Genomic DNA, 13,040 nt, shown 5'->3' with positions numbered 1-13,040 from the left:
CGCGTCTTTCGGCTCGGCGAGGGAGACAGGATTTGGTTGAGCTCTGTTTATCACGGCTACGACTCCGATCAGGGCAAGAATGAAAACGGATGTGATAGCTACGGCTATCCAGGCCCGTCGCCGCCGCAGATTCGGTGACGGGCTGGGCCTGAGGGGTGATGTTGAAGTCATGTCTGGACCTACCGTATGCGACGCGCGGGGCGAAGCTGCTACTTCGCAGGGGGAGTCGGAGGGGCTTGGGGTGACGGGGTCGGCTCAGCGAGCGGTGTCTCGAGAAACTGGTGATTTCCGGTCGTAGCGATTGCAGTGTTCAGAAGTGACTGCGTCCCCTTGTCGAGGTAGCCACCGCCCTTCGGAGCCGAAAACGTCTCGCCCGAACCGATAGCGTCGTGCCCTCCCGTCGCTCTGAGATGGGTGGTTCCGACGTCATACCCGTCCGAGTCGTAGCGGATCGCCCCGAAGTCGTCATCTGGGTTAATGCGATGATTTTGGGGAACCTCGATTAACTGCGGTACCGGTGGTATCCCGGACTGTCCGCTGTTTCCCAGTGCGTTGAGGATCGTGCCCAGGTCGTGCGGATCCACGTCCCGCCCGATGGTCGCAACGACGTCTGCCCGAGCCTGAGTAGCGAAAACTTGGGGCTGTTCGCCGACAGAGCGCACATTCAGCGCAGACGCGTCCGGAATGACCGTCGCATCTATGCCTGCTGAAGCGACAAACGTCACAGTGTCCACCGCGTACCTCGTTTTAGTTAGGGCATAAGCAGTCGTTGTTGTCCCATACGAATGCGCCACGACATTTATTGAGGCGGGTGAATTTCCATTTACCGAGCGTGCGTCGTGGAACGCGTCCAGTTCGACCGCCAGGCGTCGTGAGCCTCGAACAGCCAACGTGTTCATGAGAACACTCTGTTCGGAAAATGGGTCGTTCAGGCTCTCTGGGAGCCCCGGGGTGTCATAGCCCAACCAGGAAACAGCCGCGTGTGAACCTGGATCGACTTGTTCTTGTTGCTGCTGCAGATTCGATGTGGCTCCGGTCCAGCCCCATAAGGAGTCTTGTGCGGCAGTGTTCATACCGGGCACGGACCACGTGACCTTGTCTGCCGTATCCAGGTCACCGATGGATACTGCCGCGAGCGGCGGCTTGTTCTCGAGGTTGAGATCGACCAAGCCACGGGGGGCGCGACCCGAGTGACCGCCGCTCCCCAACGTCTTATTAGCCTGATCGACCGTCCCCTGCTGCGCCTTGGTGAGGTCGCTCCGTGCCGCCGCCTGATCGAGCTGGTTCTGGTTGGCGACTATGCGGTCGGCGTAGGGCACGCCACCGAGGTTGCCGATCACCGACGGCGCCCCGGCGAGGAGGGCAGCACGCTGATCGTCAGAAAGGGCCGCCCACCAGCTCGACGCGGTCGAGGCCTCGGGCGGGTTGTTCCAGAAGTCTTGGGCGATCGCGGGTTCGGCGGCCATCAGGTCGGCGAGGTCCGTGGCCGAGAGTGAACTCAGCGTCGTCAGGAGGGTCGTCGGCGTCATTCCCGCGAGCGACTCCTCGGTCAGCCCGGCCGGCAACACCGGCGTTCCGGCCGCGGTGACTTCGACGTAGGCGTCGCGGATGCTCGCGACGAGGGCGTCGTCGGCTGCCTGACGCTCTGCCGCAAGCGCTTTCATGGCACTGAGATAGGAGGACTGCGCCTGTTCGAGGGCGAGCTGTTCCGGGGCGATCGAGGGAGACGGGCCGGGGGAGGGAGACGGCAGGCCGGATCCTTGAGGGGACGACACCGCCTGCGACACGCTCGTCGCCTGTTCGGCTCTCGTCGCGTCCGCCTTCGCGTCGGCCAGAAGGCCTTTCTGTCGGTCGGCACGCGTTTTTATGCTGGTGACGGCCTCGACGTAACGGCCGAGAGCGGCCTGCTCGTTCCAGGCCCAGGTCTGCAGGGTCGCCCACGCGACGGTGGTCTGAGCGGCCTTGTTCGCCCACCCATCGTGGCCGGTGCCCGTCCACGCCCCGGCGACGACGGCCTCCTGCTGCTGCACGAGCGCCTGCATCTCGCCGGCGTGCTGCGCCTGCAGCGCGAGTTTCTGCGCCCGGTTGTCTAGTGTCGACAGGTCGCCAGCACCGGGATCGTCGTCGGTCCAGTCGCTCATCGCGAGCCCCCGCCCGCATCGGATGACGCCGCCGCAACACCGTCTTCGGTCGTGCGGTACGTCTCGACGGCCTTGGTCGCGCTCGTGGCGAGGGCCATGGTGGCGTCGTTCGTCGTGCGCCAGAGGGTGTGGAACTTGTCGCCGTCGGTGTCGAGAACGCCGGTGACCCGCGAACTACCCACATCCCAGGCCTCGGTCACGAATCCACTCGGCCCGGAATCGGCGCCGGCGCTCAGGCTCGACGCGGCGCCCTGCACCACATCAGGATCGACGCGGTAGTCAGCCATAGATCCCCCGATCTCGTGTCACTCACCACGTTACCCAAGTAAGGGCGCAGGATCCGGCCCCCGACGTAGGCACTTAGACCTACGATTTCGGGGCTTCCACTGCCTGCCGGGCCTCCCGCTGCCTCAGGCGTCGCTCCTCCTCAGGCGTCGCTCGCCCTCAGACGTCGCTGCGCACGATCTCCTCGACGGGGGCGCCGTTGACCGTCAGAACGCGCCATTCGCCGTTCGCCCACTCGACCGTGTTCGCCGCCGCGTTGTCGATGTGGCCGACCTCGAAGCCGAGGATCGCCGACAGGGTGAACCGGATGATCGTGCCGTGGCACACCACGACGATGTTGCTGTCGTCGCCGTCGAGCGGAAGGCGCGTGTCGCGGATGTCTTCGAGCGCGCCGATGCCGCGCCGCGCAACCGACTCGCGAGGCTCGATGTCAGGAAAGTCTTCGTCCGGCTCGTCCGGGATCTTCGACGTCGCCACGGTACCCTCACGCGAGGCGTAGTCGCGCTCGATGAGCTCCGGGTAGGCCGCGCCGAGCTCGATGCCGAGCTCGGCGGCGATGATCTCAGCTGTCTCGCGAGCCCGGGAGAGGGGAGACGACACGATCGCCGCCCAATCGTAGGGCGCAAGGAGCGCGGCGGCGGTGTGAGCCTGGGCCCGCCCCGTGTCGTTCAGGGGAGTATTGCTCGACCCCTGCAGCTGGTCGTGGAGGTTCCAGTCGGTCTGTCCGTGTCGGATCAGTTCGAGGCGCATGCGATCGGTCTTCTTCTCGTGGTCGTTCGTGTCGGGCAAGGCCCGCAACACGAAAGATCCGAGGGCCGTGGGGCCCTCGGATCCGTCGGTGGATTTCGGCTACCGAGGCCGGGAAACTACTGCTTCGCTGCGACCTCGTCGGCTCGCTCGATCTGGGCCGACTTGCGAAGGCTGAGGATCGTCGAGACCGCGATCGTGAGCACGATGAACCCGAGAGAGAACCAGATGGGGATCTCGGGGATCCATTCGATGGGACGACCGCCATTGATAAAGGGTACTTCGTTCACGTGCAGGGCGTGGAACAGGAGCTTCACACCGATGAACGCGAGGATCACGGCGAGGCCCTGCGCAAGGTAGACGAGCTTCTCGAGCAGGCCCGAAATCAAGAAGTACAGCTGACGCAGTCCGAGGAGCGAGAACGCGTTCGCGGTGAACACGATGTAGGGGTCTTGGGTCAGGCCGAAGATCGCCGGGATCGAGTCGAGCGCGAACAGCACGTCGGTCAGACCGATGGCCAGCATCACCAGGAAGAGCGGAGTGAACAGGCGACGGCCGTTGACACGGGTGGTCAGGCGGTCTTCGACGTAGTCGTCGCTGGTAGGGACGATGCGGCGCAGGATCCGGATCAGGCGGCTATCGGCCTCGTCCTTCTCATCGCCGTCGTGTCCGCCCTTGACCTGGCTGTACGCGAGCCAGAACAGCAGGATGCCGAACAGGTAGAAGACCCAGGAGAAGTTTTCGATGATCGTGACACCGAGAGCGATGAACACACCACGCGACAGAAGCGCGATTCCGATACCGACGAGCAGCACTTTCTGCTGGTAGATCCGCGGCACGGCGAAGCTCGTCATGATGATGAGGAAGACGAAGAGGTTGTCGACGCTCAACGCCTTCTCGGTGATGTACCCGGCGAAGTACTCGCCGCCGGAGGTCCAGCCGCCGAAGACACCGACGCCGACACCGAACAGGATGGCGATCGCGATATAGACGATCGACCAGGTGGCCGACTCGCGAATGGTCGGTTCGTGCGGCGTCTTGACGTGGCTATAGAAGTCGAAGATCAGAAGGCCGAGGATGCCGGCGATCGTGATCAGCCAGACGAGAAGAGAGGTTTCCATTGGACTCTTTCAGTGCAGGGCCCTGCACGCCGTTCTACGGGTCGTTTAGGCAGGGCGATTCACTGAAGGTCTCTAACACCCTGGCCAGGACTGTGACGACCTGGATCAGGGCCGACGGTACGGAACCAGATCTTCCTGGAACGTATTGACGACACCGCCGCGTTGGGAATACTCCCCTTCAACGAAGACCACGCTACGTGACGACGATTACCGAGGCAAGCCTCCCGGCTAAAGTTGCAGGCATGGCAAATCCCTGGTCCCTCTCCGGTGCCCTCCGAGGCGTTTTCGCCCGCAAGACGATCGACGACACCACCTGGGACGACCTCGAGACCTCCCTCATCGGTGCCGACTTCGGGCCCGACGTCACCGAGCAGATCACCGAAGACCTGCGCGAGAAGGTCGCGCGCTACAACACGACCGACCCGGCCGATCTCCGCCGCATGCTCCGCGAGACCCTCGAAGAGCGCCTCTCCAAGCTCGACTCCACCCTCAAGCTCACGAATCGCCCGGCCGTCGTACTCGTCGTCGGCGTCAATGGAGTCGGCAAGACCACGACCATCGGCAAGTTCGCCAAGTTCCTCCGCAACTACGACCGCACAGTCGTGGTGGGCGCGGCCGACACCTTCCGAGCGGCAGCGGTCGAGCAGCTGGCGACCTGGGCAGAACGCGCAGGGGTGCAGATCGTCAAGCCCCAGGCACAGGGGCAGGATCCTGCGTCCGTCGCCTTTCAGACTGTTGACCTCGCCAAGCGCGAAGGCATCGAGATCGTCATCATCGACACCGCCGGTCGCCTCCAGACCAAGTCCGGGCTCATGGACGAGCTCGGCAAGATCAAGCGCGTCGTCGAGAAGCAGTCCGAGATCGCCGAGGTGCTCCTGGTGCTCGACGCGACCACCGGGCAGAACGGCCTCGCGCAGGCGCAGGCATTCATCGAGCACGCGGGAGTGACCGGCCTCGTGCTCACCAAACTCGACGGATCGGCCCGAGGCGGGTTCGTGCTCGCCGTGCAGGAGCAGACCGGAATTCCGATCAAGCTCGTCGGGCAGGGGGAGAAGATCGGCGACTTGACGGGTTTCACCCCGCACGTGTTCGTGCAGAATTTGATTGGTTGATCGGCGCCGGCGGCGCCGGGCCTTCGACAAGCTCCGGCCGTCCGGCGCTGCGGCCGCCGATCAACGCTATGGCGCCGAGATACCTCCGTCGTGCGGGCGGTGCGACTCACGCCAGCGGCGCCGGGCCTTCGACAAGCTCCGGCCGTCCGGCGCTGCCGCCCCCGATCAACGCCATCGCGCCGAGATACCGCCGTTGTGCGGGCGGTGCGACTCACGCCGACGGCGCCGGGCCTTCGACAAGCTCCGGCCGTCCGGCGCTGCAAGCTGGTTCGGGTCCGCCTCCGAATTTGAAGGAGAAACCCTCTCGGTCCGACAACGGCATGCGGATCGGCCGGGGTCGCCTGCACGAATCTCCTTCGAATTCGGCGCGGGCACGAGTGCGTTAAGATCGGAGCACCATGGCAACCTTCGGATCCCTCTCTGACCGCCTCGCGGAAACCCTCAAAAACCTCCGCGGCAAGGGCAAACTCAGCCCGGCCGACGTCGACGGCACCGTCCGCGAGATCCGGCGTGCCCTGCTCGACGCCGACGTCGCCCTCGACGTCGTCAAGTCGTTCACCGCGGCGATCCGCGAACGTGCTCTCGGCGACGAGGTCAACAAGGCGCTGAATCCGGCTCAGCAGGTCGTCCAGATCGTCAACGAAGAGCTCGTCGGCATCCTCGGTGGCGAGCAGCGTCGCCTCGAGTTCTCGAAGCGCCCGCCGACCGTCATCATGCTGGCCGGTCTCCAGGGTGCCGGTAAGACGACGCTCGCGGGCAAGCTCGCGAAGTGGCTGAAGAAAGAGGGCCACACGCCCCTCCTCGTGGCCTCCGACCTCCAGCGCCCTAACGCCGTGACGCAGCTGCAGGTCGTCGGTGAGCAGGCCGGCGTGCCGGTGTTCGCGCCCGAGCCCGGCAACGGTGTCGGCGACCCGGTCAAGGTCGCGAAGAACGGCGTGAAGTTCGCCGCCGACAAGCTCTACGACACCGTCATCGTCGACACGGCCGGTCGCCTCGGCGTCGACGCCGACATGATGAAGCAGGCTGCCAACATCCGCAAGGCCGTCGATCCCGACGAGGTGCTTTTCGTCATCGACGCGATGATCGGTCAAGACGCCGTCGCCACGGCCAAAGCCTTCCAAGAGGGCGTCGACTTTACCGGCGTGGTGCTCACAAAGCTCGACGGTGATGCCCGCGGTGGTGCAGCCCTGAGCGTCGCGCACGTGACGGGCCGCCCGATCATGTTCGCCTCGACGGGTGAGGGGCTCGACGAGTTCGAGCCGTTCCATCCCGACCGCATGGCGTCTCGCATCCTCGACCTCGGTGACATCCTCACCCTCATCGAGCAGGCGCAGGGCGCCTTCGACGAGGCCGAAGCGCGCGAGATGGCCGAGAAGTTCGCCACCGACAGCTTCACGCTCGACGACTTCCTCAAGCAGATGCAGCAGCTCCGCAACATGGGCTCCATCAAGGGCATGCTCAGCATGCTTCCCGGGGCGAAGGGCATGCGCGAGCAGCTCGACAACTTCGACGAGAGCGAGATCGTCCGCACCGAGGCGATCATCCAGTCGATGACGAAGGCCGAGCGGGCCAACTACAAGCTCCTCAACGGGTCGCGTCGCCTCCGTATCGCCAAGGGTGCCGGCTCGACCGTTACCGAGGTCAACCAGCTCGTCAATCGCTTCGAGCAGGCCGCGAAGATGATGAAGACCGTGGCGAAGGGCGGCGTGCCTCAGGTGCCTGGAATGGGGCCGATCCCCGGTGCCGGATTCGGCGGCGGCCGCAAACAGGTCGCCAAGAAAAAAGGATCCAAGGCGGGCAACCCGGCGAAGCGCGCGGCAGAGAACGCTCGGATCGCCAGTGGTGAGAAGGCTGCGCCCGCGGCACCCACCGGTGGCGGCTTCGGTCTTGGCGGCCGCAAGGGCCAGGCAGCTCCGACCGAAGAAGAGCTTGCGAGCCTCCAGAAGTTCCTCGGCCGCTAGGCCCGAGCGGGCTCGGCGTTTCGAGCGCGTCTACCGGGTCGCCGTCACCCCGTCGCGAAGTTCGGCGACGAGGGATGCGACGACGGCCCTCAGCGATCCCTCGTTCCGGGCGGCCACTGCCAGCTGGCGCTGATACGAGGCCCCTCCGTCGATGATCGTCCGCACCGACTGCAGCTCGGCCTCGCACCCGAGACGCTCGGCTGCCGGCTCGAGCCGGGCCAGCAGGTCGATCGTGTCGTCGGTGACGAGGCGCTCGTCTCCCTCGGAGTTCTGGATCACGATGGCGTCCATGCCGTAGCGGGCGGCGCGCCACTTGTTCTCGCGAACGAACCAGGGCTGCATGCGGGGGAGTTCCTGGCCGTGGTCGAGGCGCTCGGAGAGGTCGTCGACGAGGCACTGTACGAGAGCCGCGACACCCGCGACTTCGGCGACGCTCGAGATGCCATCGAAGACGCGCACCTCGAGGGTTCCCCACTTCGGTGAGGGGCGGACGTCCCACCGCAGTTCGGAGAAGTCGTCGATCACGCCGGTGTGGGTCATGTCGGCGACCATCGCCTCGTACTCGGCGTACGAGTCGAACTGGGGTGGCAGCCCCGCGGTGGGCAGTTGCTGGAACATCATCGCCCGGTTGGAGGCGTATCCCGTCGACTCGCCGACCCAGAACGGGCTCGATGCGCTGAGCACCTGGAAGTGGGGGAGGTAGGTGAGCAGGGCGTTCAGGATCGGGAGCACCTTGCGGTGATCCTCGATGCCGACGTGAGCGTGGACGCCCCAGATCATCATCTGTCGGCCCCACCAGCGGGTCCGGTCGATCAGCGTCTCGTAGCGTTCGGAGCCGGGGGTGATGTCCTGCTGGAACCACTGGCTGAACGGATGCGTTCCGGCGCACATGAGGTCGGCGTTCAGGATCTCCGCTTCGGCGCGCACGAGGTCGATCGTGCCGGTGAGGTCGGCGATCGCCTGGTCGACCCGGTGGTGCACCCCGGTCACGATCTCGACCGTGTTCGTCAGGAGCTCCTTGGTCACGCGATCGCCGTCGTCGTTCAGGTGACGCAGAGCCGGGAGGATCGCGGGTGCGTGTGGCGCGAGTTCGCCGCTCGCCCGATCGACGAGAGCCAACTCCCATTCGAGACCGAGCGTCGACCGCTCCGACGACGCGAACGGAATGGGCTGCGGTGCTTTCATGCGTTAATCCTGCCAGCCCTGGCCCCTGGAACGTGCAATGGAGGGCGTCAACAGGCGTAACGTGTTGTGGCGGGACCGCCGCATTCCGAGGTTCGCACTCCAATGACGTAGATGGGTCCCGTCGTAGCAGGAGGAGAACAGACAAATGCAGCTTGTCGTTCGTGGGACAACTACTCGCCTCGAGGGCGTTCTCGATGTGCCGGTCTCGAAATATCACGCGCACCGGGCTCTCGTCCTGGCGTCATTGGCACCGGGCCGTAGCGTCATCACCGGTGTCTCGACCACTCGTCAGGTGGAGTGGACGATCGGTACGCTCAGGGCCCTCGGCACGAAGATCACGGTCGACGGCGACCGCTACATCGTCGAGGGCGGGCCCTACCGGGCGACCGATGTGGTCGACCACGGTTCGAAAGGCGCCGAGGGTCTACTCAACATGGGCTCGTCGGGAACGACGCTCTACTTCATGGTCGGCCTTGCTTCCCTCGCCGACCAGCCGATGACGCTGACGGGAATGAAGTACTTCCGCAGGCGGCCTATCCGGGCTCTCCTCGACTCCCTCCAGCAGATGGGCGTCCAGCTCGAGGCCGATCAGGATCGACCGCCGGTCCATGTGCAGCCGGTCCGGCCCATCGGGGGCGAGGTCTCGATCGCGGGCACGCTCAGCCAGTGGCTGTCCGGCCTGCTTCTCGTCGCGCCCTTCGCCGAGAACGACACCGTCATCCACGTGACCGGCGGCACCCTCAACGAACAGCCCTACGTCGACCTGACCATCCGCATGATGCGCCTGTGGGGTCTCGAGGTCGAGCACGACGATGACTGGCTGACCTTCCGGGTCCGCGGGAACCAGACGGCGACCCCGCACGACTACGTGATTCCGCCCGACATCGGTTCGGCCGCCTTCGGTATCGCGGCGGCCGCGATCCATCCCTCCGACGTCCTGTTCCGCGGCCTCTCGGCGACGACGACCGCGGAGACCGACCACCCCGAGTCGGAGTTCCTCGACCTGGCGACACAGATGGGCGTCGATCTCTCGATCGACGACGAGACCGGCTTCGTCCGGATCCAGAGCGACGGCTCCCCGCTTACGGCCATCGACATCGACTGTCAGCCGATCCCCGACCTGCTCCCGATCCTCGCGACGATGGCGACCTTCGCCGAGGGCACGTCGACTTTCCGCAACGTCGGGCACATCCGCCTCAAAGAGAGCGACCGGGTCTCGGCGATGCTCCAGCTCAACATTCTCGGCGGGAAGGCCGACCAGACCCACGACGAACTCCGCGTGACAGGAGGCACACACGGTCTCACGGGGGCGCCGCTCTCTTCGTTCAACGACCACCGCGTCCTCATGTCGCTGGCGATCGCCGGCACTCGTGCTCGAGGTGCGACGTCGCTGACCTATCCACGCGCCTACCGCATCTCGTACCCGACGTTCCTCGAAGCGATGACGTCGATCGGCCTCGACCTCGACATGGGCGATCCCAAGGCTCTCGAGAGCGCCGAGAACGTCGAGGTCGAGCGCGACACCCTCACCGAGGGCGCCGCGCTGCAGCAGGCCCCGCTCGAGTTGCAGGGGGTCGATGCCGATCCGCTTGTGCTCAGCGAGAAGGTTCGCCAGATGGCGACGAGTCACCCCGACGACGCGGCCGTGATCGAGGTGGGTGGGATCGAACCCGTCACCACGACCTGGCGTCAGCTTCAAGACGAGGCCGACCGCGTCTCGCAGCTGCTCCTCGAGCTCGGGGTGCAGCGAGGGGAGTCGGTGGCGATGCAGCTGCCGAACTGGATGGAGTTCGTGGCGATCACGCTCGGCACCGTTCAGATCGGGGCCGTGGCCACGCCGATCATGCCGGTGTTCGGTCCGCGTGAGACCACCATGACCCTCGCGCGATCTCGTGCCCGGGTCGTCTTCCTCCCGAACGTCTTCCGCCGCCGTCGCCCCGCCCTCGAGCTTCTGGACGTCATCGACGAAGCCCGCGCTCAGAAGCGGCGACTCTCGGTCGAGCACGTCGTCGTGATCCGCAGCGAAAGTCGCGGCGAAGAAGCCGGTCGAAGCGACGTCGCACCAATTCCCGCCGACGCGGCCAAGGCCGTCGAGGCGTCCGAATGGAACTGGCGCTACTACGACCGGGCTCTCGCGGCGGTGACGCCGGACGTCGAGCTCATCACCTCGCTCTCGCCCCGACCGGACGACGTCTGCCAGCTGCTCTTCACCTCGGGCACGACGGGAGAACCGAAGGGTGTGCAACACCCGCACCGCACCCTGGGCCTCGCCACCGCGATGGAGGTGGCCCACCTCGGCCTAGGCGACTCCGACCGCATCTACATCCCGTCTCCGCTGGCGCATCAGACCGGTTTTCTCTACGGCATGCTGCTGTCGTGGCGGCTCGGAGTGGCAAGCGTCATCCAGCCCGTCTGGGATTCCGGAGTCGCTCTCGAGCAGGCTTTCGGCCAGGCGAGAGCCTCCTTCGTCCAATGCGCCACGCCCTTCCTCACCGACCTGGTCGAGGCGGTCGAGCAGGGCGCCAACCCGCCCGAGAGCCTCCGCATCTTTGTGGCCACAGGGGCCGCCGTCCCGCGGGCACTCGCGCAGAAGGCGACCTCCGTGCTCCAGACGAGCGTGCTCGGCGCGTTCGGCACCTCCGAGACCTGCCTCGGCGCACTCTCGACGCCGTCCGATACGCCCGAAGACGCCTGGGGTGCCGACGGGCGCGCCCTGCCCGGCATCCGACTCCGCATCGTCGACGACGAAGGATCCGAGGTGCCCGCCGGTCAGGAGGGCAACTTCGAGCTCCTCTCGCCCACGATGTTCGGCGGGTACCTCGATCGTCCCGACCTCACCGACGACGTCTTCACCGCAGACGGCTGGTATCGCACGGGCGACCTGGCGAGACTCGACGACCATGGCTTCCTGCACATCACCGGACGGATCAAAGACGTCATCAACCGCGGCGGCGAGAAGATCCCGGTCGTCGAGATCGAGAACCTGCTCTACCAGCACCCGCTCGTGAGCGATGCGGCGATCGTGGCCATGCCGGATCCTCGTCTCGGAGAACGAGCGTGCGCGTTCGTCGTGGCCGCCAAGAACGGCGAGCAGCTCGACTTCGCCGCAATGCAGCACTACCTCGCCGAAGCCGGCGTCTCGAAGTACTACTGGCCCGAGCGGCTGGAGTTCCTCGACGAGATACCGCGCAACGTCGTCGGTAAAGTCCAGAAGAACGTGCTTCGCGAGAGGGCCGCCGCCCTGGTCGCCGACGAAGCCCGAACCTCCCACACCGCAGTCCAGGAGACACAGTCATGACCCTCACCGCCCCGGCCCCCGTCTCGTTCGACGAGGCCGAATTCCAGGCCATCAAAGCCGACATCACCGCGTGGGTCGAAGGCCCCGGCGAAGACATCGCCAACGAGATCGAGGCCACGGGCGCGGTGCCCGACCGTCTGCTGCCCGAACTGCGCGACCGCGGCTACCTGAGTCTCGCGGCGCCGGTCGAGCTCGGCGGCCGAGGCATCCCGTTCTCGCGCTACCTCGAGCTGATGGAGATCGTGTCGCGCTCGCACGCGTCGATCCGCATGCTCGTGCACGTCATCAACGGCACCTGGCGTGCCATGGTGCCCTTCGCGACGCCGGAGCAGATCGAGGAGGTCGTCAAACCGTCGATCGCCGGAACGAAGCTCGTCGCCTTCACGCTCACCGAGGCGACGGCGGGTACCGGCCAAGACCTCCGCACCACCGCACGCCTCGAGGGCGACACCTGGTACCTCAACGGCGAGAAGCACCTCATCACCTTCGGCGTGAAGTGCGACTACTGGCTCATCGCGGCGCGTATTGAAGGCTCGACCGACAAGAACGGCTTTGTCGCGTTCTTGATGCCCAACACGGGGCTTTCGGGCGCAGAGGTCATCGACGACTCCGAGACGATGGGGGTGCGCGGCACCGACCATGCGATCCTGCGGTTCACCGAGACGCCCGTTGCGGCATCGGCTCTTCTGGGGGAGCAGGGCGACGGCCTCGAGGTCGCGCTCGGCGGCTTCCTCCTGCCGAGCCGCGTCTCGGTCGCCATGAGCGCCGTCGGGCTCGCCGAGCGGGCTCAGCAGCTCGCCGTCGAATACGCCAACCGGCGCGAGACCTTCGGCAAGAAGCTCTCCAGCCGCCAGGCGATCCAGTTCTACCTGGCCGAGAACTACGCTGACATCGCCGCGGCTCGAGCTCTCGTCATCGAGGCAGCGAAAGCCTACGAGGAGGGCCGCGCCGATGCCGGCGCACTCTCCAGTGCCTCGAAGATGATCGCCGTCGACATGCTGGCGCGCGTCACCGACAAAGCCCTGCAGATCCACGGCGGGCAGGGCTACTGGAAGCGAAACACGATCGAGCGTGTCTACCGCGATGCTCGAGCACAGCGCTTCGAAGAGGGCACGAACGAGATCCAGAAGCTGATCGTCGGTCGAGCCGTCGTCACCGGCGCGGTCTCGTACTGACCTCCCTACCTCCCC

At 65.9% G+C, this 13,040-nt stretch carries 9 protein-coding genes; 4 read left to right on the top strand and 5 right to left on the bottom strand.

The window, feature by feature from the left end:
• Positions 1-209 precede the first annotated feature (209 nt).
• The 4 genes from VH571_RS08580 to VH571_RS08565 all read right to left on the bottom strand — a co-directional run bounded on the left by VH571_RS08580 (position 210) and on the right by VH571_RS08565 (position 4,294).
• A complete protein-coding gene (locus tag VH571_RS08580) occupies positions 210-2,141 on the bottom strand; it encodes an alpha/beta hydrolase (RefSeq protein ID WP_423264160.1) in 1,932 nt (643 codons plus the stop codon).
• Complete coding sequence (locus VH571_RS08575; protein WP_423264159.1) at positions 2,138-2,428, bottom strand: hypothetical protein; 291 nt, start codon at positions 2,426-2,428, stop codon at positions 2,138-2,140. Before VH571_RS08575 ends, VH571_RS08580 begins: the two co-directional genes overlap by 4 nt.
• Positions 2,429-2,585: 157 nt before the next feature.
• Positions 2,586-3,215, bottom strand: a complete 630-nt coding sequence (locus VH571_RS08570; protein ID WP_423264158.1) for a histidine phosphatase family protein — start codon at positions 3,213-3,215, stop codon at positions 2,586-2,588.
• A 77-nt stretch (positions 3,216-3,292) separates the two neighbouring features.
• The gene (locus tag VH571_RS08565) at positions 3,293-4,294 is read right to left on the bottom strand and encodes a TerC family protein (RefSeq protein WP_423264157.1); all 1,002 of its coding nucleotides are present in this window, start codon (positions 4,292-4,294) and stop codon (positions 3,293-3,295) included.
• A 242-nt stretch (positions 4,295-4,536) separates the two neighbouring features.
• Between VH571_RS08565 and ftsY the strand changes: the two genes are divergently transcribed.
• Together ftsY and ffh are read left to right on the top strand one after the other, a co-directional pair.
• Entirely contained in the window at positions 4,537-5,406 is an 870-nt protein-coding gene (gene ftsY / locus VH571_RS08560; protein ID WP_055958824.1) for a signal recognition particle-docking protein FtsY, read from the top strand.
• Positions 5,407-5,804: 398 nt separating this feature from the next.
• Positions 5,805-7,367, top strand: a complete 1,563-nt coding sequence (gene ffh / locus VH571_RS08555; protein ID WP_423264156.1) for a signal recognition particle protein — start codon at positions 5,805-5,807, stop codon at positions 7,365-7,367.
• A gap of 30 nt (positions 7,368-7,397) precedes the next feature.
• On the opposite strand, the gene VH571_RS08550 is transcribed toward ffh, so the two are convergent.
• Complete coding sequence (locus VH571_RS08550; RefSeq protein WP_423264155.1) at positions 7,398-8,552, bottom strand: glutamate--cysteine ligase; 1,155 nt, start codon at positions 8,550-8,552, stop codon at positions 7,398-7,400.
• Between the two features lie 145 nt (positions 8,553-8,697).
• On the opposite strand from VH571_RS08550, the gene aroA reads away from it, so the two are divergent.
• Together aroA and VH571_RS08540 are read left to right on the top strand one after the other, a co-directional pair.
• Complete coding sequence (aroA, locus tag VH571_RS08545; protein ID WP_423264154.1) at positions 8,698-11,850, top strand: 3-phosphoshikimate 1-carboxyvinyltransferase; 3,153 nt, start codon at positions 8,698-8,700, stop codon at positions 11,848-11,850.
• Positions 11,847-13,025: an acyl-CoA dehydrogenase family protein gene (locus VH571_RS08540; RefSeq protein WP_423264153.1), complete on the top strand. Its 1,179-nt coding sequence runs from the start codon at positions 11,847-11,849 to the stop codon at positions 13,023-13,025. Before aroA ends, VH571_RS08540 begins: the two co-directional genes overlap by 4 nt.
• Positions 13,026-13,040 lie beyond the last annotated feature (15 nt).

The sequence above is a fragment of the Frondihabitans sp. 4ASC-45 genome (assembly GCF_049472575.1).
Classification (GTDB): Bacteria; Actinomycetota; Actinomycetes; order Actinomycetales; family Microbacteriaceae; genus Frondihabitans.
The sequence above is the reverse complement of the archived record's forward strand: the minus strand, read 5'-3'. Positions and strand labels throughout refer to the sequence as shown.

Bases quoted from the DNA above. Each gene is read 5' to 3' on its own strand.
- VH571_RS08565 (WP_423264157.1), bottom strand. From the start codon at position 4,294: ATGGAAACCTCTCTTCTCGTCTGGCTGATCACGATCGCCGGCATCCTC.
- VH571_RS08550 (WP_423264155.1), bottom strand. From the start codon at position 8,552: ATGAAAGCACCGCAGCCCATTCCGTTCGCGTCGTCGGAGCGGTCGACG.
- aroA (WP_423264154.1), top strand. From the start codon at position 8,698: ATGCAGCTTGTCGTTCGTGGGACAACTACTCGCCTCGAGGGCGTTCTC.
- VH571_RS08580 (WP_423264160.1), bottom strand. From the start codon at position 2,141: ATGAGCGACTGGACCGACGACGATCCCGGTGCTGGCGACCTGTCGACA.
- VH571_RS08575 (WP_423264159.1), bottom strand. From the start codon at position 2,428: ATGGCTGACTACCGCGTCGATCCTGATGTGGTGCAGGGCGCCGCGTCG.
- VH571_RS08540 (WP_423264153.1), top strand. From the start codon at position 11,847: ATGACCCTCACCGCCCCGGCCCCCGTCTCGTTCGACGAGGCCGAATTC.
- ftsY (WP_055958824.1), top strand. From the start codon at position 4,537: ATGGCAAATCCCTGGTCCCTCTCCGGTGCCCTCCGAGGCGTTTTCGCC.
- ffh (WP_423264156.1), top strand. From the start codon at position 5,805: ATGGCAACCTTCGGATCCCTCTCTGACCGCCTCGCGGAAACCCTCAAA.